The organism is Promicromonospora sp. AC04, from assembly GCF_003058225.1.
In the GTDB taxonomy this organism is placed as follows: Bacteria; Actinomycetota; Actinomycetes; order Actinomycetales; family Cellulomonadaceae; genus Promicromonospora.
Window position 1 is genome coordinate 393,014 of sequence record NZ_QBUG01000005.1, and the last position, 22,178, is coordinate 415,191.

The following is a 22,178-nucleotide window of genomic DNA, read 5'->3' on the forward strand; positions in this document are numbered from 1 at the left end:
TCATGGGCGCACCTCCAGGTCGAGGGCCCTGGACTCGGCGGTGTCCAGCAGCACGCGATTGCCGTTGTCGCCGGTGTGCGGGTGCTGGTGCTGGTGTCCCGCACGGTCGTGGTCGTGCCGGGCCGGCGGCGGGGCGCCGTCGTGCACCACCTTGCCGTGCCGCAGCACGACGGCGCGCGAGACGAGCGGGGCGAGCTCGCCGAGCTCGTGCAGCACGACGAGCACCGTCAGGCCGCCGTCGACCAGCCGCCTCATGGTGGTGGCGAACGCCTCCTGGCTGGCGACGTCCACGCCCGCGACGGGCTCGTCCAGGACGAGAAGGTCCGGCTCGCGGACCAGGGCGCGCGCGATGAGCACGCGCTGCTGCTGCCCGCCCGACAGGAGGTGCACCGGATCGTGCACGCGGTCGGCGAGGCCCACCTGCTCGAGGGCCGCCTCGACCTGGTCGCGCCAGCCGCGCGGCAGCCGCAGGCGGCGTCCGTGCAGCAGGCCGGAGGCGACGACCTCCTGCGCGGTCGACGGGATGCCGCCGCCCGCGCCCGCGCGCTGGGGCACGTAGCCGATGCGGCCCCAGTCGACGGTGGCGCCGCGCCGCCCGGCCCGGAGGGGTTCGCCGAGCAGGCGCACCGTCCCCTCGGACGGCGTGTTGATACCGACCAGGGACCGCACGAGGGTGGACTTGCCGGAGCCGTTCGCGCCGAGCAGCGCGACGACCTCACCCTGCTCGACGATCAGGTCGATGCCGCGCAGGATGTGGCTCGCGCCAGCACGGAAGTGCAGGCCGCGGGCCTCGATGACGGGTTCGCTCGTCTCGGTCACCTGCTCAGTGTCCGTCATTTCAGTGTCCGTCATTCGCAGACCAGGCCCTTCTCCAGCGCGGCCAGGTTGGCCTGCATCACCGTGACGTAGTCGTCGCCGGCGGCCGTCGCCTCCTCGGACAGCCCCTCCAGCGGGTCGAGCACCGCGGTGTCGACGCCCAGGTCGGAGGCGAGGGTCTCGGTGACCTTGGGGCTCACGAGGGTCTCCGAGAACAGGGTGGTGATGCCGCGCTCCGCCACCAGGTCGCCGATCTCGCGCAGGCGGGCCGGGGAGGGCTCGACCTCGGGGTCGAGCTCGGAGATGCCCACCTGCTCCAGGGCGTACCGGTCGGCGAGGTAGCCGAAGGCCGCGTGGCTCGTCACCAGGGTCGCGCCCTGGCAGGCGGCGAGACCGTCCGCGAACTCCTGGTCCAGCTCGTCGAGGCGCTGGCCCAGGCGCAGGGCGCCCGCCGCGTACTCGTCCGCGTGCTCCGGGTCCACCGCGGTCAGCTCGTCCGCCACGGCCTGCCCGACGGCGGCGAGCCGGCTCGGGTCCAGCCAGAAGTGCGGGTCGGTGGCGCCGTGGTCGTCGCCTTCCTCGGCGTGCTCCTCCTCGGTCTCCTCCGCATGCTCCACGAGCCCGGCGGCGTCCGCGGCGTCGACCACGTGCTCGGGGGCGCGGGACTCGACGCCCTCGTCGACGGCGTTCTGGAAGCCCGACAGGTAGACCACCAGGTCGGCGGTGCCGATCTCGCGGACCTGCGCCGGGGAGAGCTCGAGGTCGTGCGGCTCGGCGGCCGGCGGAGTGAGGTTCTCGACCGTGACCAGGTCGCCGCCGATCTGCTGCGCCACGTACTGGAGCGGGTAGAACGACGCGAGCACGGTGACGCCGTCGGACGCTTCGGCAGTGCCGCCCGGCCCCTGAGCCGAGCAGCCCGCGAGGGTCGCCGTTGCGGCGAGGACGAGGCTGGTCAGGGCGGCGCCGGAGGCACGAGGCGAAGTCATGAGAACGATTCTCACGCTTGTTGAGAACCGTTGTCAAAGATCGGGGCACGAGAGGTGCGTCACCGGCTTATTCGCGCGGGCCGCAACCTGCCCGGACGGTAGGCTGGGCGGACATTGTTTCCGCCTGTTCCCCTGGAGAGACCCTCGTGTCCGACAAGTCAGTGCGCTCTGCGCAGACCGCCAAGCTCGACGCCGTCGTCTCGCTCGCGAAGCGACGAGGTTTCGTCTTCCCGTCGGGCGAGATCTACGGCGGAACGCGTTCTGCGTGGGACTACGGCCCTCTCGGTGTGGAGCTCAAGGAGAACATCAAGCGGCAGTGGTGGCGTGCGATGGTCACGAGCCGGGACGACATCGTCGGCCTCGACTCGTCGGTCATCCTGCCGCGCCAGGTATGGGTCGCCTCCGGCCACGTCGGCGTGTTCACCGACCCGCTCACCGAGTGCCTCTCGTGCCACAAGCGCTACCGCGTGGACCAGATGCAGGAGGCGCACGCGGAGAAGAAGGGCCTCGACGACCCCGACGCCGTGCCGCTGACCGACCTGGTCTGCGTCAACTGCGGCACCCGCGGCCAGTGGACCGAGCCCCGCGACTTCAACATGATGCTGAAGACGTACCTCGGCCCGGTCGAGGACGAGTCCGGCCTGCACTACCTGCGTCCCGAGACGGCGCAGGGCATCTTCGTGAACTTCGCGAACGTCGCGGCCGCGGCCCGCAAGAAGCCGCCGTTCGGCATCGGCCAGATCGGCAAGTCGTTCCGCAACGAGATCACGCCGGGCAACTTCATCTTCCGCACGCGCGAGTTCGAGCAGATGGAGATGGAGTTCTTCGTCAAGCCGGGCGAGGACGAGGAATGGCACCAGTACTGGATCGACTACCGCACGAACTGGTACACGGACCTCGGCATCTCGGCCGACAACCTGCGCCACTACGAGCACCCCAAGGACAAGCTGTCGCACTACTCGACCCGCACCGTGGACATCGAGTACCGCTTCGGCTTCCAGGGCAGCGAGTGGGGTGAGCTCGAGGGCATCGCCAACCGGACGGACTTCGACCTGAAGACCCACACGGAGAGCTCGGGCAAGGACCTGGAGTACCGGGACCCGGTGACGAACGAGAAGTACTTCCCGTACGTCATCGAGCCCGCCGCGGGCCTGACCCGGTCGCTCATGGCGTTCCTCGTCGAGGCGTACGCCGAGGACGAGGCGCCGAACACCAAGGGCGGCGTCGACAAGCGCACCGTGCTGCGCCTCGACCCGCGGCTGGCCCCGGTCAAGGCCGCGGTGCTGCCGCTGTCCAAGACGGCGGACCTGCTCCCGACGTCGGAGAAGCTGGCGGCCGAGCTCCGCAAGTACTGGAACGTCGACTACGACGTGACGCAGGCCATCGGCAAGCGCTACCGCCGGCAGGACGAGATCGGCACGCCGTTCTGCATCACCGTCGACTTCGACACCCTCGACGACCAGGCCGTCACCATCCGGCACCGCGACACCATGCAGCAGGAGCGCGTGGCGCTGGACAAGGTCGTCAGCTACCTGGCCGGCCACCTCTTCGGGGCCTGAGGGTCTCGCCGGGGTCGGGCCTCGACAGGCGCTCGACCGCCTTCAGCCGCGCGCGTCCTGCGCCTGCTCCCGCAGCAGCCGCAGGACGCGCGCGGCATGCCTGTCCGTGGTGTCGATCTCGTGGAGCGGCTGGACACGAAGCGGCGCGTGCTCACCGACGACGAGGACCGCACGCCTGGCATCCTCCGCCGGCACGAACCGCACGCTGAAGGTACGGAGCCAGAACTCGAGCGAGAAGCGTCCGTCCTCGCCGAGCTCGACGAGTCGCGCAACGCCTTCGGCCGAGGTGACACCCTCCATCGGATATGCCCGCCCCCTCGGCGTCACCGCGGCTGCTCCGGTGCGGACAAGGCCGGCGAGCCAGGACACGGCCTCGGGACCGTCGGGCAGTGCCAGCTCGATGGGCTCGGCCAAGGAGATCGGCGCTCCGAGCACCGCCGCGGCGGCGAGCCCTTCGAACCGGTACTCCAGGTCCACCAGCCCTTCCATGAGCGACACGGTCATGCTCAGTCCGTCCGCGGCACTCGTGTCGCCGGTGTGGGCGGCGACGGCACGGCGAACGTCGTCGTCGAGCGGCTCCAGCTCGATCTTCATCTGTTTGCCCGCGGCGGCCATGATGGTCGACAGCATCTCCCACGACGGCGAGCGCGCTCCCGTCTCGATGGCCGCGACGGCACCCCGCGAGACACCGGCCCGTGCGGCCAGGCCCGCCTGCGTCAGCTCAGCAGCGCACCGAGCGTCCTTAACGAGACGGGCGACGTTCACTTGCATTCCTTCGGTTTCCACGCCCTCATCCTGCCCGGCGTGACGCGACGACGTCGGGCAGATCGGCCCGGCCTGTGGACAACTCCCGTTCGGATCAGCGGGACGAACGCCGTCGGGGCGACCATCCGAAATCGGGATGTGTTGCTCTGCGTAGACGATGTCTACTGTGAGCAACGCACCTCGCAGAGGTAGTACTTCCCTCCGAGGTCGCCTCGCCACGAGCAGTCCAGCTGCTGGCCGCTCCAACACGCAGCATGTGTCCTGCCCATGTTCACCCGGGTGAGGACCGGGCGGATCGGATCAGATTGTGCAGCTCAGAGGCTCTGGCACTCGAAGCGTGCCCCAGCCAGGGGCACCCCGAGTCCTCGAAAAGGCTGGACTCTATGATCCGTCGAACCATCGTCGCCCTCGTGAGCGTGCTCGCTCTCGCCCTCACGGCGTCGGCCCCCGCGAACGCCGCGGCCCGCTACGACACGAACGTCACCACCAACGCCAGGCCCGAGCCGGTCGCCAAGGACCGCACGATCACCGTCGCGGGCACCCTCAAGTACAAGAAGGACGGGCGGTGGCGCGCGACGCCCACGACGAAGGTCCTGACCGTGGTCTTCGACCCCTCCGGCACGGCCGGCCCGCGCAGGGTCGCGACGATCCGAACGGCCCGCGACGGCAGCTACAGCCACCAGTTCACCGCTACCCGCTCTGGCAAGTGGACCGTGAAGTTCGCGGGCAACGACTTCCTCCAGCCCGACAGCGCGGCCGACGCCGTCTGCGTCTACAGCTCCGGTCGCTGGCAGTGCCCCGTCTCGCCCACCAACCCCGACCTCGACTGCTCCGACGTCGGCCGGACCGTGTGGGTGGGCAACAACGACTATCACCGCCTCGACGCGGACAACGACGGCTGGGGCTGCGACTCCTACTCCTGACCCGCAGCGCGCACAGGCGCGCGCGCGGACAGGCCCGCACCAACCGGCGTACCGACCATCCCACGCATTGTGGAACACTTAGGCAATGCTTACCTCACCTGCGGCTGCGCCCGCGGGACGCCGTGAGGGTGCGGAAGCCGTAGGTCGCCGCGCCCGGCGTCGGACGCTCGCGTTGGTCACGGCGCTCGCCGCCCTCCTGCTCGTCGTCCTCGCGAGCCTCGCGCTCGGCGTCCGCGACATCGCCCCCGCCGAGGTCTGGCGGGCCCTGACGGCGCCGGTCGCCGGGTTCATGGACCACGACGTGGTCCTGGACCAGCGCCTGCCCCGCACCATCGTGGGCCTGGCGGCCGGGGTCGCGCTCGGGATCGCGGGCACCCTGATCCAGGGTGTCACGCGCAACCCGATTGCCGACCCCGGCCTGCTGGGCCTGAACTCGGGCGCGTCGCTCGCGGTGGTCTGCGCGGTCTGGCTGCTGGGTATCACCTCACCCATCGGCTACGTATGGTTCGCCTTCGTGGGCGCCGCTGCGGCGGCAGCGATCGTGTTCTCCGTGGGCCGCGGCCAGCCCGTGCGGCTCGCGCTCGTCGGTGCCGCCGTGACCGCGCTCATCACGCCGCTCATCACCCTGGTCCTGCTGCGCGACCAGCAGGCGTTCAACCTGTACCGGTTCTGGTCGGTCGGCTCCCTGACGGGCCGCAGCCTGGACACCGTGGCGTGGCTCTGGCCGTTCATCGTGGTCGGCATCATCCTCGCCGCCGTCCTCGCGAACCGGCTCAACATCCTGGCCCTCGGCGACGACGTCGCCAGCGCGCTGGGCCAGCGGGTCAGCACCACGCGCACCCTCGCGGCGATCGCGATAGTGCTGCTGGCGGGCACCGCTACGTCGCTCGCCGGGCCGATCGCGCTGGTCGGGCTCGTCGTACCGCACGCGGCCCGCCGCCTCGTGGGCACGGACTACCGCTGGATCATGGCGATCGGCGCGCTCCTCGGCCCGGTGATGCTGCTCGCGGCCGACGTCCTGGGGCGGCTCATCCTGCCCCGGTCGGAGCTCGAGGCGGGCGTCGTCGCGGCGCTCCTGGGCGCACCGGTGCTGATCGCCGTGGCCCGCAGCAGGAACGTGGTGGGGGCCTGATGACCGCCGTCAGCACGACCAGCGTCACCGCCATAGCGGGCCTGCGCGCCGTCCGGCGCCGCCGTCAGGTCCTCGTCGTGACCGGAATGGTCGTCGTGGTGCTCGCCGCCGGAACCGGTGCCCTCCTGGTCGGCGCGGCCGGCCTGACCCCGGGCCAGGCAATCCTCGGCGCCCTGGGCATCGGCGACAAGGGCGACGTCTTCATCATCCAGCTGCTGCGCCTGCCCCGCATCGAGGCGGCAGTCGTGGTCGGCGCCGCGTTCGGCCTGGCGGGCGCCCTGTTCCAGTCGACCCTGCGCAACCCGCTCGCCTCCCCCGACATCCTCGGCATCTCCAGCGGCGCGAGCCTCGGCGCCGTGATCGGCCTGCTCGCCCTCGGGCTGAGCGGCGTGGCGCTGTCCGGCCTGGCCTTCGCGGGCGCCGGCGTCGTCGCGCTCGCGATCTGGCTGCTGGCGTGGCGCAAGGGCCTGCACTCGATCCGGTTCGTGCTGGTCGGCGTCGGGTTCGCGTACCTGTGCTCGTCCCTGGTCGCCTGGTCCATGGCCCGCGTCGAGGAGAACGAAGCGGCGGCGGTCCTCGTCTGGACCGTCGGCTCCGTGTCCGACATCCGGGGCGAGCAGCTCGCATTCGTCGCCGCCGGGACGCTCGCGCTCTGCGCGGCGGTCGCGGTCGTCTCCCGGAACCAGGGGCCGCTCGCGCTCGGCGACGACAACGCGCGCGCCCTGGGCGTGCACGTGGACGCCGCCCGGATCGGCTCGCTGCTGCTCGCCGTCGCGCTCGTCGCGCTCGCCACCAGCGCGGCGGGCCCGATCGCGTTCGTCGCCCTGGTCGCCCCGGCCATAGCCCGCCGCCTGGTGAACGACGGCGGCGCGGCCCTCGCCGCGTCCGCCGCGACCGGCGCGGCCCTGACCCTGGTGGCGGACGTCGTCGGGCAGCACGGGCTGCTCGGCGTCGCCGCCCCCGTCGGCATCGTCACGGGGCTCGTGGGCGCCCCCTACCTGCTGTGGCTGCTCGCCACGAACGAGAAGAGGAGCCGATGACCAACCTCCGCGCCGAGGGCGTCAGCCTGGGCTACGACGGCCTGCGCGTCATCGAGGGCCTCGACCTGACGCTGCCCGACGGCAAGATCACCGCCGTCGTCGGGCCGAACGCCTGCGGCAAGTCCACGCTGCTGCGCGGGCTCGCCCGCCTGCACCCGCTCGACGGCGGCCGCGTCACGCTCGACGGCGCCGACATCACCCAGATGCCCCGCAGGGAGCTGGCCCGCAAGGTCGGCATGCTGCCGCAGTCGTCCATCGCGCCGGACGGCGTGCGGGTCGCCGAGCTGGTCAGCCGCGGCCGGTACCCGCACCAGGGCTGGTTCGGCCGCCACTCGTCCGACGACGACGCAGTGGTCACCACCGCCTTGGAGTCCACCGGCGTCGCGGAGCTCGCTGACCGGCCCGTCGCCGAGCTGTCGGGCGGGCAGCGCCAGCGCGTGTGGATCGCCATGGTGCTGGCGCAGCAGACCGACATAGTGCTGCTCGACGAGCCGACGACGTTCCTCGACGTGCGCCACCAGCTCGACCTGCTGGACCTGCTCACGGAGCTGAACCGGGACCGCGGGACCACCGTCGCGATGGTGCTGCACGAGCTCAACCTCGCCGCCCGGTACGCCGACCACCTGGTCGTGATGTCGGCGGGGCGGATCGTCGCCGAGGGGGCGCCGTCGGACGTGCTCACGCGCGAGGTGGTCGACGAGGCGTTCGGGCTGCAGGCCCAGGTGGTGCCCGACCCGGTCGCCGGCTCGCCGCTCGTGGTGCCGGTTGGCCGGTACCACTCGGGCGCCTGACGAGTGTTTTACCTCACTCATAGCCTGGCCAATTCCGCAACATCGTCGTGACCTAATGCAGTTAGGGTTACCTCATCTCGACCGGCGCCCGCCGGTCGTTCGACTGAACAACCCCGGGAGATACCGTGCGCCCTCGCCGTTCCCTCGTGGCGGCCGTCGGCCTTGTCGCCGCGTCCGCCCTCGCCCTCGCGGGCTGTGCGTCCGAAGCCCCGGCCGCCGACGACGCGACGCCGTCGGCCGCAGCCTCCGGCGCGACCGACGAGTTCCCCCTGACCATCGAGCACGCCCTCGGCGAGACCACCATCGACGAGGCGCCCGAGCGCGTCGCCACCTGGGGCTGGGGCTCGACCGAGGCCGCGATCGCGGCGGGAGTCTTCCCGGTCGCCGTCGCCGAGCAGACCTGGACGGTCGGCGAGGGCAACCTGCTGCCGTGGGTCGAGGAGGCCTACGACGAGGCAGGCGTGGAGCACCCGACCGTGCTGACCGACGCCGAAGCCGGCGCGACGGTGCCCTACGAGGAGTTCGCGGCCGCCGACCCCGACGTCATCATCGCCACCTACTCGGGCATCACGCAGGAGCAGTACGACCTGCTCAGCGAGATCGCCCCGACCGTCGCCTACCCGGAGACGCCGTGGCAGACGCCGTGGGACGAGATCATCACCGCCACGGACGACGCCCTGGGCCGCAGCGCCGCGGGCGAGGCCAAGGTCGAGGAGATCAACGCGTACCTGGCCGAGCAGGCCGAGGCGCACCCCGAGTTCGCGGGCAAGACCGTCGCCGCGATCGTCGACTCGGCGGCCGAGGGCCTCGTCTACGTCTACCGGGCCGGTGACCCGCGCGCCGGGTTCCTCGAGGGCCTCGGCTTCGAGACCGCCCCGGCCGTCGAGGAGCTCGCGCCGGACGACGGCCAGTTCTTCTACACGCTGTCGTACGAGGAGCTCGACAAGCTCGACTCGGACCTCGTCGTCGCCTACACGTACACCGAGGAGGAGGCCGAGGCGCTGCCGGACAAGAAGGAGCTGCAGGCCCTGCCCGCCGTCAAGGACGGAATGGTGGTGCAGCAGGTCGGCACCATCGCGGTCTCCGCGGTCTCGCCGCCGACGGCGCTCTCGGTGGAGTACCCCGAGGGCATGCCCAAGCTGATCGACTCCCTGGCGGCGACGCTGGGCGAGTAACGCCCGCGGGGCAAGCCTACGAGTTCGGGGTCGGTTGCTCTGAGTAGACATCATCTACTCAGAGCAACCGACCCCGAACTCGTACTGTCACCCTCGAGGCGGTCCGCTGGTCGGACCGCCGCTCTACGCCCCGGCCTGCGGAGTGTCGAGGGCTCCGCCGTAGCGGCGGTCGCGCTTCGCGTACTCCTCGACGGCGTGCCAGAGGTGACGGCGGTCGACGTCGGGCCACGGCTCGTCGAGGAACACCATCTCGGCGTATGCCGCCTGCCACAGCATGAAGTTCGACGTGCGCTGCTCGCCGGACGAGCGCAGGAACAGGTCGACGTCGGGCAGGTCGGGCAGGTAGAGGTACTTCTGCACGGTCTTCTCGCTGATCCGCTTCGGGTCCAGGTTCCCGGCCGCCACGTCGCGCGCCATGGCCGCAGCGGCGTCGGCCAGCTCGGCCCGGCTGCCGTAGTTGACGCACATCGTCAGGGTGCAGCGGTCGTTGTCCTTGGTGCGCTCCTCGGCCTCCAGCAGCACGTCGATCACGGACTTCCACAGCTTCGGACGGCGTCCGGCCCACCGGATCCGCACGCCCCACGACGCCATGACGTCGCACTGGCGCCGCATCACGTCCTGCGTGAAGTTCATCAGGAAGCGCACCTCCTCGGGCGAGCGCTTCCAGTTCTCGGTGCTGAACGCGTACGCCGAGACGTACTCGACGCCGACGTCGACGGCCCCGGCGACGACGTCGAGCAGCGAGTGCTCGCCCGCCCGGTGCCCCTCGATCCGGGGCAGGCCCCGGGAGTTGGCCCACCGGCCGTTGCCGTCCATGACGACGGCGACGTGGCGCGGCAAGAACTCCTTGGGGATCCGGGGAGCACGCTCACCGGACGGGTGCGGGAACGGCTCCACCAGCTGCCTTGTCGCGGTCCGGGCCATCAGCGCTCCACCATCTTCAACGATCGCAACGTTCTCTCCAGGTAGTACTGGCCGTAGGCGGCGACGATGCCGCTCGCCTCCTTGCGGTGCCGCGCGTCGGACGCGTCGGCGGTCACCCAGTCGCCCGCGAGCAGCGAGGACAGCAGGGCGAAGGTCTCTGGCGCGGGCGCGGTGGAGCCCGGCGGCCGGCAGCGCGGGCAGACGGCGCCGCCCTGCGCGACGTTGAACGAGTGGTGCGGCCCGGGCTCGCCGCAGCGGGCGCAGTCCTCGAACGACGGCGCCCAGCCCGCAACCGCGAGGGCGCGCAGCAGGTACGAGTCGAGCACCAGGCCGGCGTCGTGGTGCCGCTCCGACAGGGCCCGCAGGCCGCCGGCGAGCAGCCAGTACTGCTGCACCGAGGGCTCGTGCTCCTGCGCGACCAGCCGGTCGGCGGCCTCCAGCATCACGGTGCCCGCCGTGTACAGGCCGTAGTCCTCGCAGATGGTGCGCGCGTACGCGCCGATGGTCTCGACCTGCGTCACGGTGTCGAGCCCCATGCCGGGCCGCGGGCTGCGGCCGGTGTGGAACTGCACGTCGACGGCCATGAACGGCTCCAGCCGCGCCCCGAACCGGGACGACGTGCGCCGCACGCCCTTGCCCACCCCGCGCACCTTGCCGTGCTCGCGCGTCAGGAACGTGACGATGCGGTCCGCCTCGCCCAGCTTGTGGGTGCGCAGCACTATCGCGTCGTCTCGGTACAGGGGCACACAGCCATTCTGCCCCCAGTCACCGACACTCCGGCACAGGCGCGGGTCGAGCCGGTCGAGACCTCAGCGCTCGACGAACCGCGTACCGTCCGGCGTCAGCTCCGGCTCCCACACGAACCGGTGGATCACGTGCTTCTCGAGGATGCCGCGCACGATCAGGGCGACGGTGCCCCAGATCGCGAAGAGCAGGAGCGTCTGCAGAAAGTTGTTGCCGATCTTGTCGAACCCGGTGAGGGCCAGCGTGGGGATCAGGAACAGCAGGCCGATGAACGCGGGCAACAGGTGCACGCCGATCCACTGCATCACGGACAGCAGCTCGATCCGGCGCTCGGCGACGACGCCGTGGTAGTCCAGGACGTTGACCACGTGGTCCGCGCGCCACTTGGCGACGTGCCGGGCGACCGTCCACTGCGCGTCCCTGGCATCGAGGGCCGAGCTGCCCGTCGGCAGCCAGATGCCGAGGATCTGGTGGATCTCCGCGGGTGTCAGGTAGCCCTTGTCGAGGATCGTCAGGCTGTGCACGGGCGGCTGCCGGGTGTTCGTCGGCAGCACGAGGGCGGCCAGGAACAGCACCACGCCGCCGGTCCCGAGCAGCCCCACGAGCGCATCCGGGACCCACGGCAGGAGCAGGGTGGCGGTGGCGAACGCCAGCGCGCCGAGGAGCGCGCAGACGATGCGGTTCTTCATGGTCATGGTGGGTAGGACTTTACCGGCATCTCGTCGTGCGCTGGCGCAGTTTGTCCGTTTCGAGATCTAAGTTACGACGTCAGAAGAAGAGCGTGTCCCGCCGGCCGAGCGGCCGGGACACGAGCCACCATGCAACGGCCTGCAGCACGAGGACCAGCGGCAGCACCACTATCGCGACGATCCCGAGCGCGGCCATGGTCGCGCCGGAGACCGCGCCGTCGACGAGCCGCGGCCACGCGGCGATCGCCGTCCCCACCACGGGTGAGGCGACCATCACCGAGGTGACGGCGACGGGCAGCGCTCCCGTACGGCGCAGGCGCCATGCGACGACGGCGTGCCCGTGCAGACGCGTCACCACCACCGCCACGATGCCGAGGGCCAGCGCGACCAGACCGCTCCCCCAGGCCACGCCGAGCAGCGCGCCCCAGCTTCCGGCGAGCATGATGCTCGCCACGACGAGCACCACGTCCCACACGTCTCGCCAGACGCGCCCGGGACGGCGGCTGCGCAACCAGATCCCGGCGTCGCGCAGCGCCCACGACCCGATGAGCGTGACCGCCACGGGGTACCCGGCGGTCAGCAGGTCCGCCTCGGCGTGCGGGAACACGCCGACCAGCACCCCGAGCGCCGCCACGAGCCACACCTCCCCGGGCAGCAGCAGCGGCCCGACGGCGGCCAGCACCACGCGGCGCTCCGCCGGTTCCCGCCGTCGGTCCTTCCCGTCCGGGTCACGCTCCTGCAGCAGCGTGGCGCCCGCGCCCTGGACGGCGCCGTCGAGCACCACCCAACCGACCAGCAGGACGGTCAGGAGCACTGCCCAGGCCGCGGCGTTCATCGGGCCGCCTCCGGCTCGGGCCCGTCGTCCTGCACGTCGACCGCGCCCGGGGCACCCGAGGCACCCGAGCCCGGCCCACCGAAGCGGACCAGCACGTCGGGGCCGGCGCCGTCGTCGCGCAGGACGTCGCTCGCCTCCGCCCCGAGCACCAGGCGGTTGGTGCCGGCGCGGGCGAGCCGGCCCAGCACCCACCAGTCGAGGATCGCGAGCGTCACCATGAGCCCGACGAGCAGCACGAGCGAGACCAGCACGACCTGGCCGGACTGGTCGGAGGTCACGTCGTCGACGCGCACCACACCCTGGATGACCCAGGGCTGCCGGGCGAGCTCACGCGACAGCCAGCCCAGGATCGCGACGCCGAACGGCACCGGGACGGCCAGCACGGCCAGCCAGTACACCAGCACACGCAGCCTCCGGGGCATGCGGAAGACCGCGTTGCCGATCAGGAGCAGCAGGAGCGGGAGCGCACCCAGGAACATCAGGTAGGCGAGGATCTCCATGAAGCCCATGGCCGTCAGGGACAGCGTCTCCATGACGGACCCGTCGGCGTCGTCGGCGAACATGCCGGCATCCACCTGCAGGATGTAGGCGTACTGCGAGTACCCGAACCCGATCGCCAGGAGCACACCGAGCGAGCCGGTCACCACCCCGGTGCGGAGGGAGCGGCGCCACAGGTCCTCGTCGTGGTCCGCCGGCCGGCGACCGCCCCATCCGGCGCGGGCCGTCCCGGGGAGGCCGCCCTGTGCCAGGTGCCAGGCGCTCACGCCGACCAGCACGAAGCCGCCCGCTGCGAGGCACGCCCCCACGACGTGCAGGCCGGACAGCAGCGCGGCGGGGTTGGTGATCAGCGCGCCGGCGTCGGTGATGCGTGCGACCTGCGCGTCGGGCGGCCCCTCCAGGACGTACCCCATGGGGTTGCGCAGGAACCCGTTGGCCACCATCACGGCGAACGCCGACACGTACCCGGTGACGACCACGGCCCAGAAGATGCCCGCGTGCAGCGCGCGCGGGAACAGGTGCCAGCCGAACACCCACAGGCCCAGCAGGGTGGACTCCAGGAAGAACGCGGCAAGGGTCTCCACGACCAGCGGGGCCCCGAAGACCTCGCCCGCGACGTCGAGCAGGCCCGGGAAGTGCAGGCCGAACTGCAGCTCGAGCACGATGCCTGCAGCGATGCCGAGCGCGTAGTTCACCAGGTAGAGCTGGCCCCAGAAGCGGGTGGCGTTCTCGAAGACGAGCGCTCGGTCGTCCTTCGCGCGCACCCAGCGCGTGTTGAAGATCGCGACGACGGGGCCGAGACCGAGCGTGAGCAGCACAAAGACGAAGTGCACTGCGGCCAGCAGCGCGAACTGCAGGCGGGCGAGCTCGGTGGCCTCCACGCTCCCGAGACTACGTAGCGGAACCGGTCGCGGCGACACGTTTCGGGCAGGACCGGGGAAAGGTCAGGGATGACCCCGACCAGATGGTCGGGTTGGCCCTACCCTCGACCCGGCCCGCTCGGCCCGGCCCGCGCCCCCGCTGGTCAGGCCCAGTAGTCGATGTCGTCCCCGCCGCCCAGGTCCGTGCAGTCCACCGCGAGCGCGTCGTGGGCGCGCAGGTACTGCCCTGCGCCCTCGTCCCCACGCACCGCGCCGGCCAGCGGCTTCCAGTGCGCGCGGCCCAGCAGCACGGGGTGTCCGGGCCTGCCGCGGTAGGTCGCTCGGGCGAGCGCGAGGCGCGCGGCGTCCGGCTCCTGGAACGACTCCAGGACCCGGCGGACGGCGCCGGCCCGCAGGCCGGGCAGGTCCACGAGGGAGACGACGGCGACGTCGGCCCCCGTCTCCTCGGCGGTCGCGAGGCCGGTGCGCAGCGATGCCGCGATCCCGCTCTCCCACTCGGCCGCGACCACGGGGGTGGCGCCGGCGGGCGCCAGGCCTTCGGCCTCGTCGGCCCGCGCACCGAGCACGACGACGACCTCGCCGCACCCGCCGTCGACCAGCGCCCGGCAGGCGAGCTCGAGCCATGGCACGCCGCCGTCGGCCCGGGCCAGCGCCTTGGGCATCCCGAACCGGGTGCCTGCGCCGGCCGCGAGCACTATCCCGACGGCGCGCGCGCCGCTGGGCTCGTCGAGAACGGGGTCGTGTTCATCGTGGCGCACGACAGGAACATAGCGCGGCGGGGCCGAGAACGGGGCCAGGTCCTGGGCACGCCAGGTACCTCGCCCCGTTCTCGACGTGCCGGGTCAGCGGCGGCCGTACCTCGCCAGGACGAAGGACTCGACGATCTGCGCCACCAGGTACAGCGCGAGCGACGCGAGCGTCACCACCAGCACGCACGCCCAGACCAGGTTGTTCTCCGACTGGCCCACGGCGTTGACCACCATGCTGCCGATCCCCTGACCGGTGATCAGCCACTCCGCGAGCAGCGCGCCCGTGATGGCGCCCGGCACGGAGATCCGGACCGACGCGAACAGCGCGGGCAGCGCCGACGGGAACGCCACCTTGACCAGCAGGGCCAGGGGGCCGCCGCCGTACACGTGCACGACGTCGGACATCTGCGCGGACACCGAGCGCAGCCCCTGCACGATGTTCACGAGCGCGGGGAACAGCACCACGATCCCGGAGACCACGGCGACCCGGACCAGCTCGTCGGAGAACAGCAGCCGGATGATCGGCGTGAGCGCGATGAGCGGCACCGCGCGCAGGATCAGCGCGACCGGCATGACGGCGGTCTCGACCGGCTTGGACAGTACGATCAGGGCCGCCGCGACCGTCGCGGCGAGCATGCCTGCAGCGAACCCGATGGCGGCGTCGCCCAGCGTGACGCCGAGCGCGGTGACGATCTGCGCGCGGGTCTGCGCGGCGTCGTCGTCGGCGAAGAGGAACTCGTAGACCTCCGCGGGACCCTTCGCGACGAACGTGTTGTCGACCAGCGCCACCGAGACGACCCACACCACCGTGAGGATCGCCAGCATGAGCAGGGCGGTCCCCACCGCCCGGCCGAGGCCGGTCGCCAGGGCGCGGCCGGTGCCGCCGCCCGTCGGGCCGGTCGGCACCGGACCCGTCGAGATCCCAGAGAGCTCGCTCATCCTCGTCCCCCTCCGGTCGACCACGGCACCGCTACCCGGCCCAGCAGGCCGAACGCGGCGTACCCGATGCCCGCGACCAGCGCGCAGGCGAACATGATGCCCCAGGCCCGCTCGACCATGAGGCCCTGGCCCGCGGCGATGAGCGCGGGCCCGACGCCGCGGTCCACCCCGCCGATGTACTCACCGAGGATCGCGCCGAGGAACGCGGCCGGGGCCGCGATCTTGAGGGCGCTGACGATCTCCGGCAGCGCGGACACGAGCTGCACCGTGACGAGCTGCTTCCAGCGGCCGCCGCCGTAGACGCGCACGACGTCGAGCGCCGCGCGGTCCGCGGACCGGAAGCCGAGCACGGCCCCGACGACGGTGGTGAAGAAGACCGACAGGGCCGCCAGCACCACCGCCGTGGGCGACGGCTCGCCCGAGTCCGGCGGGCCCAGCACGATGTACAGGATCGGCAGGATCGCGATGGTCGGCACGCAGTAGCTGATGACCGCGATCTGCGAGATCACGGGTTCGAGCCGCGGCGTGAGCAGCACGAGGGCAGCGAGCACGAGCGCCAGGCCGTTGCCCCACGCGAACCCGATCAGCGCCTCGACGACGGTGCCGCCGAAGTTGGTCGCGTAGAACGCCCAGCCGTCGGCGGCATACTGGCGCAGCACGCCGGGCGGCGTCGGCATGGACGAGCCGTCGAAGACGGTGACCGCGAGCAGCCACCACAGCGCGACCAGGCCGGCCAGGCCCGCCGCGCCGCCCAGCCAGGTGCGGGCGCGGTCAGGCATCGCCGGCTGCGCTCTCTGCACTGTCGGCCGCGCCGCCCGCCGCGCCGTCCGCCTCGAACAGGAGCTCGGAGGCCCGGTCGTGCAGGGCGTGGAACTCCGGGCTGCGCATCATCTCGGGCAGGCGCGGGCGCGGCAGGTCCACCTCGATGACCTCCTTGATCCGGCCGGGGCGCGGGCTCATGACCGCCACCTGGTCCGAGAGGAAGATGGCCTCCGAGATGCCGTGCGTGACCATCAGGGTGGTGGCCGGCTTCTCGGTCCAGATCCGCAGCAGCTCCAGGTTCAGGCGCTGGCGGGTCATGTCGTCCAGCGCGCCGAACGGCTCGTCGAGCAGCAGCACCGACGGCTTGACCACCAGGGCGCGCGCGATGGACACACGCTGCCGCATGCCGCCGGAGAGCTGGCTCGGCTTTGCCTTCTCGAAGCCGCTCAGGCCCACGAGCCGGATGAGCTCCGCCACCAGGTCGCGGTCCACGGGCTCGCCCGAGACCTCGAACGGGAGCCGCAGGTTGGACTCGACCGAGCGCCACGGCAGCAGGGCGGAGTCCTGGAACGCGATCCCGAGCTCGTGGCCCGCGCGCAGCTGCTTCGGGTCCTTGCCGTCCACCTTCGCGGTGCCCGACGTCGCCGCCTCCAGGCCCGCGAGGATCCGCAGGATCGTGGACTTGCCGCAGCCGCTCGGGCCCAGCAGGGACAGGAAGCTGCCCTGGTCGGTGTGCAGGGTGACGTCGTCGAGCGCGGTCACCGTCTTGCGGCCCGAGCCGAACGTCTTGGACAGGTTCGCGATGTGCAGGCCGGTGCCGGCCCCGCCCTCCTGGGCGAGGCCGACGCCGGTGGTGACATCCGTGACGGACTGGTCGGTCACGATCAGCCCTTGAGCTCGGGCTTCTCTGCGAGCAGCTCTTCCAGGAGCGACAGGTCGAAGACGTCCTCCTGGGCGGCGTCGATGCCGGCCGCCTCGAACGTCTCCATGTTCTGCGCGAGGAGCTCGTCGCTGATCGTGAAGAGGCCGTTCTCCGCGGTCTCGTCGGTGTTGACCAGCTCCTCGCACTGGACGGTGTTCTGCTCGACCTCCTTGTCCAGGTCGAGGTCCTGGTCCGCGCCGTACTCCTCGACGGCCAGGCGTGCGCCCTCCTCCAGGTCGGTGCAGGCCTCGGTCCAGCCCTTGATCTCGGCCTCGAGGAACGCCTTGACCGCCTCGGGGCGCTCGGCGATGGTCTCGTCGGTGGCGATGATCGACTCGGCGACGAACGGCAGGCCGTTGTCGGCGAACAGGAGGTTGGTGACCTCCTCGCCCTGCGCCTCGACGATGATCGACTCGTTGGTCACGTACGCGAGGAACCCGTCGACCTCACCGTTGACCAGCGGCTGCGGGTCGTACTGCACCGGCACGATCTCGACGTCGTCCTCGGTGAGGCCGTTGGCCGCCAGGAGCGCGGAGAACAGCAGGCCGTTGCCGCCGTCCTGCACGCCGATCTTCTTGCCCTTCAGGTCGTCGATCGTCTCGATGTTCGCGCCGTCCTTGAGGGACAGGATCGTGAACGGGTTCTTCTGGAACGTGGTGCCGACGATCTTGATGGGCGCGTCCTCGTTCGCGACGACCTGGCCCACGGTGACGGCGTTGGTCAGGCCGAAGTCGGCCTTGCCGGAGGCGACCAGGTTCTCCGTCGCGCCGGGGCCCGCGTTGAGCGTGACGTCACCGAAGCCGGCGTCCGCGTAGTAGCCCTTGCTGTCTGCCATGAACTCGCCGGCGAACTCCGCGTTCTTGATCCAGGACAGCTGGACCGTGAGGTCGCCGAGGCCCTCCCCCTCAGCAGGGGCGTCGTCGCCGGAGCCACAGGCCGCGAGAGCGAGCGAGGCAGCGGCCGCGACGGCCGTCAGGCGCAGAGCGCGCCCAGGACGGGAAAGCATCATGAGTGATTCTCCTGTTGTGCTGGGTGGGGTGAGCCGAAACCCGCGTTTCTATCCCGCAGGACGTTAGGGACCTGCCGTTTCACGCCCCGCGTCGGCCGGTTACACCGCCGTAAAACGTACCGGACGCAACCGGATCGTTATCCGGCCACACCCGCGTGATTCCGGGCTTTTCGGCCGGGCGCGGCGTGTGCGGGTCAGTACGGGATACGTGCGGTGTGCTTGCGCCAGACCTCGAAGGGCTCACCGGCGCGCGCGATCCGGTGCTCGACGACGGGGTTCGGCCACGTCGACCGGTCGCGCTCCAGCAGCTCGTAGAACTCGCGGTCGTCGAAGCCGGCCCGTTCGGCGTCGTGCCGGTCCGCGGCGAACACGACGCGGTCCACGCGGGCCCACAGCGCCGCCGACAGGCACAGCGGGCACGGCTCGCACGAGGCATACAGCGTGGCCCCGGCCAGCGAGAACGTGTTCAGGGCCTGGCAGGCGGCGCGGATCGCCACCACCTCGGCGTGCGCCGTGGGATCGAGGTCCCGGGTCACGCGGTTTCCGGCGCCCGCCACCTCGACACCCTCGCGCACGACGACCGCCCCGAAGGGGCCACCGCCGTCGGCCACGTTCTGGGAGGCGATCTCGACGGCGCGGGCGAGCCAGGCGTCGTCCTCGGGGCTGACGGAGGCTCCGGGCGGTGTGTCGGACGTCTCGAAATGGCCGGTCATCCTCCGATGCTCGCACCACCTCGTTTCAACGGCGTTCCCAGCAGGTCACCTGGTTGAAACGTCCGTTTCGCCACCGGACCGCCGATGGCGCCGGCGTCGAACGTAGGCTTGGTCGCTCCAAGAGGGCTCATAAGGCGACCACACCTACGTTCGGCACGAGCCCGCTGGCCGGATCGCAACGTCGGGCCTGAGTTCTACAGCAGTCGCAGTGAGCGGCCGTGCGGGTCGGTGAGGGCTAGCGGCTCGCCATCTCGGGCCAGGATGAACTGGGGCGAGAGGCCCTCGGGGAGCCGCGCGGCGACGTCGGGCAGGACTGTCCAGCCCTCGTTGCTGAGCCAGACGACGCCGCGCGTCCGCCGCAGGTCGCCCATCGTGGCCGTGAACGCCGCCAGCTCGGGGGGCGTGAGGTAGTAGAGCACAGCGGAGTTCTGCACCACGACGGTGGCCTCGGCCGGCGCGGCGGCGACCAGGTCGGCGAGGCCCGCCAAGAGGTCGCCCGTGACCAGGCGCGGCGGTTCGGCCGCCACCACCCGCGCGGCCGCACGCAGGGTCTCCACGCGGTCGGTGTGCTCGGGCCAGACGAGCGCCTCCAGCCAGGCGAGGTCGCCCGGGTCGCGCACGTCCAGCGGGTTGAGGTCGATGCCGGCGCGCCACACGACGTCAGGCATCCTCGTGGGAACCGGGCCCTCGATGGCGCAGGGCAGCAGCACCTCGCTCGGGCCGTCGGCCGGGTCGAGCCTGGTGCGGCCGCCGTCGGGAGACGCGTACTCGTACGAGTACCGGTCGGGGTACAGGCACAGCCCCGCCGAGGCGCCCACCTCGACCAGCGCGATGGGACCGTCGATCGTCGCGAGGGTCGGCAGGAGCGTCGCGCAGCGCCGGGGTTCGTTGGTCTGGGTGGCGCGGGCGCGCATCTCCCGCTCGACGTCGGGCCAAGCGGCAAGCAGCCAGGGCCGCAGCCCGGCCCAGCCGCCCGACGGCGCCCCCGCCAGCCGCGCCGCCGCGAACAGCAGGTTCGGCTGCCGCTTGGGCGCCGGCAGCGTGTCGAGCAGGGCGCACACCTGAGGGTCGGCCGCGACGCCCAGCGCCCAGTCCTGGTACGTGGGGGAGTCCCCGTTGAGCGCCTGGCTCCCGGCGAACTGGGCGTAGACGGCGGCGGTGTCCATGCCGGTCACGGTATCGGCCGCAGCCCCGGGCACCGGCGCCAGGTGCCGACCCACCAGGAAAGTGCCGACCTCGTTGGCGACGGCCCGCCAGGATGGATCGTCAGGCGCCGGCGCGGACCAGGCCGCACTCGTAGGAGAAGATCACTGCCTGCACTCGGTCCCGGAGGCCGAGCTTGGTGAGGATGTGGCTGACGTGGCCTTTCACGGTCCCCTCCGTGACGAAGAGCCGGCCGGCGATCTCGGCGTTGGACAGGCCTTGGGCGATCAGCTCGAGCACCTCGCGTTCTCGCTCGGTCAGGACGCGGAGCTCGGCCTCGGTGCGGGGCAGCGGGTCGCCGGACGCACCGATGTGGCGTTCGATCAGCCGCCGGGTGATCGGTGGCGCGACGATGGCGTCGCCCCTCGCCACCACGCGGATCGCGGACAGCAGATCGGCGGCGAGCGTCTCCTTCAGCAGGAATCCGCTGGCACCGGCCCGCAGCGCTGAGTACACGTACTCGTCGAGGTCGAAGGTCGTGAGGATCAGGATGCGCGGCCCGTCCGGAAGCAGAGCGCGGATGCGGCGGGTGGCCTCCAGCCCGTCGATCTCGGGCATCCGGATGTCCATCAGGATGACGTCGGGCGTCGTCTCGACCGCCAGGGCGGTGGCCGGCGCGCCGTCGTCGGCCTCCCCGACGACGGCGATGTCCTCGGCGTTCTCGAGGATCATCCGCAGGCCGGCGCGGAGCAGGGCCTGGTCGTCGACCAGGAGCACACGGATCATGCGGTCTCTCCCCGATCGAGGGGGATGCGGGCCCGCACGACATAACCGCCCTCCGGCCGCGGGCCGGCGGTTACCTCGCCGCCCAGCAGCGCAGCGCGTTCCCGCATGCCCCTCAGCCCGTTGCCGGTCCCGCCGACGGTCGACTCGCCGGCGCCGTCGTCGCTGGCTTCGAGCCTCAGCTCGTCGCTCCCGTAAGCCACCGTCACCTGGGCGCGAGCTCCCGGCCCTGCATGCTTCATGGTGTTCGTAAGCGCCTCCTGAACGATCCGGTACGACGAGACGCCCACGCTGGTGGGCAGCGGCCGCGGCGACCCGTTGATGTGCAGCTCGACCGGGGTCCCTGCCTGCCGTACCTGGTCGACGAGGCGGGGCAGCTGTGCCAGGCCTGGCACCGGCCGCGCGGGACCGTCGATCTGCCCCGGCGCGGACAGCACGTGTCGGATGTCGGCGAGCGAGGCGCGGCCGGTCGCCACGATGGTGTCCAGCGCGGCGAGGGTGTCGGTGGGCCGCTTGTCGAACGCCGCGGCGCCGCCCTGCGCCTGCATCACGATGACGGCCAGGCCGTGTGCCACCACGTCGTGCAGCTCGCGGGTGATCCTGGCCCGCTCGGCGGCCACCGCCAGCGCGGCCTGCTGGTCGCGCTCGCGCTCCAGGTCTCGTGCCCTCGCCGCGCGCTCACCGAGGTAGGCGCGGCGGCTCTGGACGCCCCACCCGATCGCCCAGGCGACGACCAGCAGGGAGCCGAGGACGAGGATCCCGCCCCAGTCCGTCGGCCCGAACGCCGGAGCAGAGGGGTCCGGTGTGCGCATCTGCCCGCCGACGCCGAACGGCCCCGTGTACAGCCAGCCGTCGGTCCTGCCGTCGAGCGCCACGTACACCGACCACGCCGTCACGACGGCCAGGGCGGCACCGAGCACTGCGAGCGACACCGTGCGCCGCCGCTGAGCAGCGATCGTGTAGAGGATGATCGGAACGGCCAGGTCGGCGGCCACGGGTACCGCTGCCAGCGCCATCTGCACCAGGGTGGCGAGCGACGCCACCGCGAGCGCCGGGATCGGCCACCTGCGGCGCACCGCGACGGCGGCGATGCAGGCCCCGATCAGGGCCCACCGGGCCGGCGGCTCCCGCAGCCAGGCCACTTCGGCGAGCGAGCCGCTGATCACCGGGGCCGCGGCGGCGCCTTTCCCCGCCCACGTGCCGGCCAGCAGCAGGGCGGCGAGGCCGGCGTCCTGGAGGCTCGGTCTGCGCAAGGCACTCCATGGGGCCGCCCCGTGAGTCTTCATACCAGCAGCACCTTAGGCCTCGGCGCCGCCGCCCGATACCCGTCGGAAGTAAGGGTTCGGACCATGACCGCCGGCAGGTGCGCGGCCGGTCCGGCGCCGTGCAGCCTGTGCCGC

The 22,178-nt window shown here is 71.9% G+C and carries 23 protein-coding genes; 6 read left to right on the forward strand and 17 right to left on the reverse strand.

All coding sequences use genetic code 11. From position 1 onward, the window contains the following. Together C8K30_RS15850 and C8K30_RS15855 are read right to left on the reverse strand one after the other, a co-directional pair. On the reverse strand, nucleotides 1-837 hold the full coding sequence (locus tag C8K30_RS15850; protein ID WP_199230510.1) for a metal ABC transporter ATP-binding protein: 837 nt from the start codon (nucleotides 835-837) through the stop codon (nucleotides 1-3). A gap of 11 nt (nucleotides 838-848) precedes the next feature. Next, complete coding sequence (locus C8K30_RS15855) at nucleotides 849-1,802, reverse strand: metal ABC transporter solute-binding protein, Zn/Mn family (protein WP_108493853.1); 954 nt, start codon at nucleotides 1,800-1,802, stop codon at nucleotides 849-851. 146 nt (nucleotides 1,803-1,948) lie between these two features. Between C8K30_RS15855 and C8K30_RS15860 the strand changes: the two genes are divergently transcribed. Next, nucleotides 1,949-3,361: a glycine--tRNA ligase gene (locus C8K30_RS15860; RefSeq protein ID WP_199230511.1), complete on the forward strand. Its 1,413-nt coding sequence runs from the start codon at nucleotides 1,949-1,951 to the stop codon at nucleotides 3,359-3,361. Nucleotides 3,362-3,403: 42 nt separating this feature from the next. Here the strand turns inward: C8K30_RS15860 and C8K30_RS15865 are convergent, their stop codons facing one another. Further along, nucleotides 3,404-4,126, reverse strand: a complete 723-nt coding sequence (locus C8K30_RS15865; RefSeq protein ID WP_158281028.1) for a helix-turn-helix transcriptional regulator — start codon at nucleotides 4,124-4,126, stop codon at nucleotides 3,404-3,406. Nucleotides 4,127-4,509: 383 nt separating this feature from the next. Here C8K30_RS15865 and C8K30_RS15870 point away from each other — a divergent pair, with 383 nt between their 5' ends. The 5 genes from C8K30_RS15870 to C8K30_RS15890 all read left to right on the forward strand — a co-directional run bounded on the left by C8K30_RS15870 (nucleotide 4,510) and on the right by C8K30_RS15890 (nucleotide 9,187). Further along, nucleotides 4,510-5,049, forward strand: coding sequence for a hypothetical protein (locus C8K30_RS15870; protein ID WP_108493855.1), 540 nt, complete (start codon nucleotides 4,510-4,512; stop codon nucleotides 5,047-5,049). 85 nt (nucleotides 5,050-5,134) lie between these two features. Beyond that, nucleotides 5,135-6,181 (forward strand): iron ABC transporter permease, encoded by a 1,047-nt coding sequence (locus C8K30_RS15875; RefSeq protein ID WP_233257204.1) that lies wholly within the window; start codon nucleotides 5,135-5,137, stop codon nucleotides 6,179-6,181. Further along, nucleotides 6,181-7,221 carry an iron chelate uptake ABC transporter family permease subunit gene (locus tag C8K30_RS15880; protein ID WP_108493857.1) on the forward strand — a complete coding sequence of 347 codons (1,041 nt, stop codon included), beginning with the start codon at nucleotides 6,181-6,183 and terminating at the stop codon, nucleotides 7,219-7,221. The genes C8K30_RS15875 and C8K30_RS15880 overlap by 1 nt, the downstream gene beginning before the upstream one ends. Then, nucleotides 7,218-8,012 (forward strand): ABC transporter ATP-binding protein, encoded by a 795-nt coding sequence (locus tag C8K30_RS15885; RefSeq protein WP_108493858.1) that lies wholly within the window; start codon nucleotides 7,218-7,220, stop codon nucleotides 8,010-8,012. Before C8K30_RS15880 ends, C8K30_RS15885 begins: the two co-directional genes overlap by 4 nt. A 125-nt stretch (nucleotides 8,013-8,137) precedes the next feature. After that, nucleotides 8,138-9,187 carry an iron-siderophore ABC transporter substrate-binding protein gene (locus C8K30_RS15890; protein WP_108493859.1) on the forward strand — a complete coding sequence of 350 codons (1,050 nt, stop codon included), beginning with the start codon at nucleotides 8,138-8,140 and terminating at the stop codon, nucleotides 9,185-9,187. 123 nt (nucleotides 9,188-9,310) lie between these two features. On the opposite strand, the gene C8K30_RS15895 is transcribed toward C8K30_RS15890, so the two are convergent. The 14 genes from C8K30_RS15895 to C8K30_RS15960 form a co-directional block, all read right to left on the reverse strand. Beyond that, entirely contained in the window at nucleotides 9,311-10,111 is an 801-nt protein-coding gene (locus tag C8K30_RS15895) for an isoprenyl transferase (RefSeq protein WP_108493860.1), read from the reverse strand. Next, nucleotides 10,111-10,857, reverse strand: a complete 747-nt coding sequence (gene recO / locus C8K30_RS15900; protein ID WP_108493861.1) for a DNA repair protein RecO — start codon at nucleotides 10,855-10,857, stop codon at nucleotides 10,111-10,113. Before recO ends, C8K30_RS15895 begins: the two co-directional genes overlap by 1 nt. A gap of 63 nt (nucleotides 10,858-10,920) precedes the next feature. Beyond that, a complete protein-coding gene (locus tag C8K30_RS15905) occupies nucleotides 10,921-11,550 on the reverse strand; it encodes a hypothetical protein (protein WP_108493862.1) in 630 nt (209 codons plus the stop codon). A gap of 73 nt (nucleotides 11,551-11,623) precedes the next feature. Further along, entirely contained in the window at nucleotides 11,624-12,379 is a 756-nt protein-coding gene (locus C8K30_RS15910; RefSeq protein WP_108493863.1) for a cytochrome d ubiquinol oxidase subunit II, read from the reverse strand. Further along, nucleotides 12,376-13,758, reverse strand: a complete 1,383-nt coding sequence (locus C8K30_RS15915) for a cytochrome ubiquinol oxidase subunit I (RefSeq protein ID WP_158281029.1) — start codon at nucleotides 13,756-13,758, stop codon at nucleotides 12,376-12,378. Before C8K30_RS15915 ends, C8K30_RS15910 begins: the two co-directional genes overlap by 4 nt. Before the next feature lie 143 nt (nucleotides 13,759-13,901). Beyond that, complete coding sequence (locus C8K30_RS15920; RefSeq protein WP_255415723.1) at nucleotides 13,902-14,516, reverse strand: NTP transferase domain-containing protein; 615 nt, start codon at nucleotides 14,514-14,516, stop codon at nucleotides 13,902-13,904. Between the two features lie 84 nt (nucleotides 14,517-14,600). Next, entirely contained in the window at nucleotides 14,601-15,446 is an 846-nt protein-coding gene (locus C8K30_RS15925; RefSeq protein ID WP_108493865.1) for an ABC transporter permease, read from the reverse strand. Beyond that, entirely contained in the window at nucleotides 15,443-16,225 is a 783-nt protein-coding gene (locus C8K30_RS15930) for an ABC transporter permease (protein WP_108493866.1), read from the reverse strand. The genes C8K30_RS15925 and C8K30_RS15930 overlap by 4 nt, the downstream gene beginning before the upstream one ends. After that, nucleotides 16,218-17,018 carry an ABC transporter ATP-binding protein gene (locus tag C8K30_RS15935; RefSeq protein WP_233257215.1) on the reverse strand — a complete coding sequence of 267 codons (801 nt, stop codon included), beginning with the start codon at nucleotides 17,016-17,018 and terminating at the stop codon, nucleotides 16,218-16,220. The genes C8K30_RS15930 and C8K30_RS15935 overlap by 8 nt, the downstream gene beginning before the upstream one ends. A 74-nt stretch (nucleotides 17,019-17,092) precedes the next feature. Continuing rightward, nucleotides 17,093-18,139 (reverse strand): ABC transporter substrate-binding protein, encoded by a 1,047-nt coding sequence (locus tag C8K30_RS15940; RefSeq protein WP_108493868.1) that lies wholly within the window; start codon nucleotides 18,137-18,139, stop codon nucleotides 17,093-17,095. 194 nt (nucleotides 18,140-18,333) lie between these two features. Beyond that, nucleotides 18,334-18,852: a nucleoside deaminase gene (locus tag C8K30_RS15945; RefSeq protein WP_108493869.1), complete on the reverse strand. Its 519-nt coding sequence runs from the start codon at nucleotides 18,850-18,852 to the stop codon at nucleotides 18,334-18,336. 194 nt (nucleotides 18,853-19,046) lie between these two features. Continuing rightward, nucleotides 19,047-20,018 (reverse strand): DUF2332 domain-containing protein, encoded by a 972-nt coding sequence (locus C8K30_RS15950; RefSeq protein WP_108493973.1) that lies wholly within the window; start codon nucleotides 20,016-20,018, stop codon nucleotides 19,047-19,049. Nucleotides 20,019-20,118: 100 nt separating this feature from the next. Next, on the reverse strand, nucleotides 20,119-20,781 hold the full coding sequence (locus C8K30_RS15955) for a response regulator transcription factor (protein ID WP_108493870.1): 663 nt from the start codon (nucleotides 20,779-20,781) through the stop codon (nucleotides 20,119-20,121). Then, nucleotides 20,778-22,031: a histidine kinase gene (locus C8K30_RS15960; RefSeq protein ID WP_233257205.1), complete on the reverse strand. Its 1,254-nt coding sequence runs from the start codon at nucleotides 22,029-22,031 to the stop codon at nucleotides 20,778-20,780. The genes C8K30_RS15955 and C8K30_RS15960 overlap by 4 nt, the downstream gene beginning before the upstream one ends. Nucleotides 22,032-22,178 lie beyond the last annotated feature (147 nt).

Excerpts from the sequence above, each read along its gene's own strand:
- C8K30_RS15930 (WP_108493866.1), bottom strand. The coding sequence starts at position 16,225 with ATGCCTGACCGCGCCCGCACCTGGCTGGGCGGCGCGGCGGGCCTGGCC.
- C8K30_RS15870 (WP_108493855.1), top strand. The coding sequence starts at position 4,510 with ATGATCCGTCGAACCATCGTCGCCCTCGTGAGCGTGCTCGCTCTCGCC.
- C8K30_RS15945 (WP_108493869.1), bottom strand. The coding sequence starts at position 18,852 with ATGACCGGCCATTTCGAGACGTCCGACACACCGCCCGGAGCCTCCGTC.
- C8K30_RS15895 (WP_108493860.1), bottom strand. The coding sequence starts at position 10,111 with ATGGCCCGGACCGCGACAAGGCAGCTGGTGGAGCCGTTCCCGCACCCG.
- C8K30_RS15885 (WP_108493858.1), top strand. The coding sequence starts at position 7,218 with ATGACCAACCTCCGCGCCGAGGGCGTCAGCCTGGGCTACGACGGCCTG.
- C8K30_RS15950 (WP_108493973.1), bottom strand. The coding sequence starts at position 20,018 with ATGGACACCGCCGCCGTCTACGCCCAGTTCGCCGGGAGCCAGGCGCTC.
- C8K30_RS15940 (WP_108493868.1), bottom strand. The coding sequence starts at position 18,139 with ATGATGCTTTCCCGTCCTGGGCGCGCTCTGCGCCTGACGGCCGTCGCG.
- C8K30_RS15850 (WP_199230510.1), bottom strand. The coding sequence starts at position 837 with ATGACGGACACTGAGCAGGTGACCGAGACGAGCGAACCCGTCATCGAG.
- C8K30_RS15910 (WP_108493863.1), bottom strand. The coding sequence starts at position 12,379 with ATGAACGCCGCGGCCTGGGCAGTGCTCCTGACCGTCCTGCTGGTCGGT.
- C8K30_RS15905 (WP_108493862.1), bottom strand. The coding sequence starts at position 11,550 with ATGACCATGAAGAACCGCATCGTCTGCGCGCTCCTCGGCGCGCTGGCG.
- C8K30_RS15880 (WP_108493857.1), top strand. The coding sequence starts at position 6,181 with ATGACCGCCGTCAGCACGACCAGCGTCACCGCCATAGCGGGCCTGCGC.
- C8K30_RS15955 (WP_108493870.1), bottom strand. The coding sequence starts at position 20,781 with ATGATCCGTGTGCTCCTGGTCGACGACCAGGCCCTGCTCCGCGCCGGC.
- C8K30_RS15925 (WP_108493865.1), bottom strand. The coding sequence starts at position 15,446 with ATGAGCGAGCTCTCTGGGATCTCGACGGGTCCGGTGCCGACCGGCCCG.
- C8K30_RS15855 (WP_108493853.1), bottom strand. The coding sequence starts at position 1,802 with ATGACTTCGCCTCGTGCCTCCGGCGCCGCCCTGACCAGCCTCGTCCTC.
- C8K30_RS15875 (WP_233257204.1), top strand. The coding sequence starts at position 5,135 with ATGCTTACCTCACCTGCGGCTGCGCCCGCGGGACGCCGTGAGGGTGCG.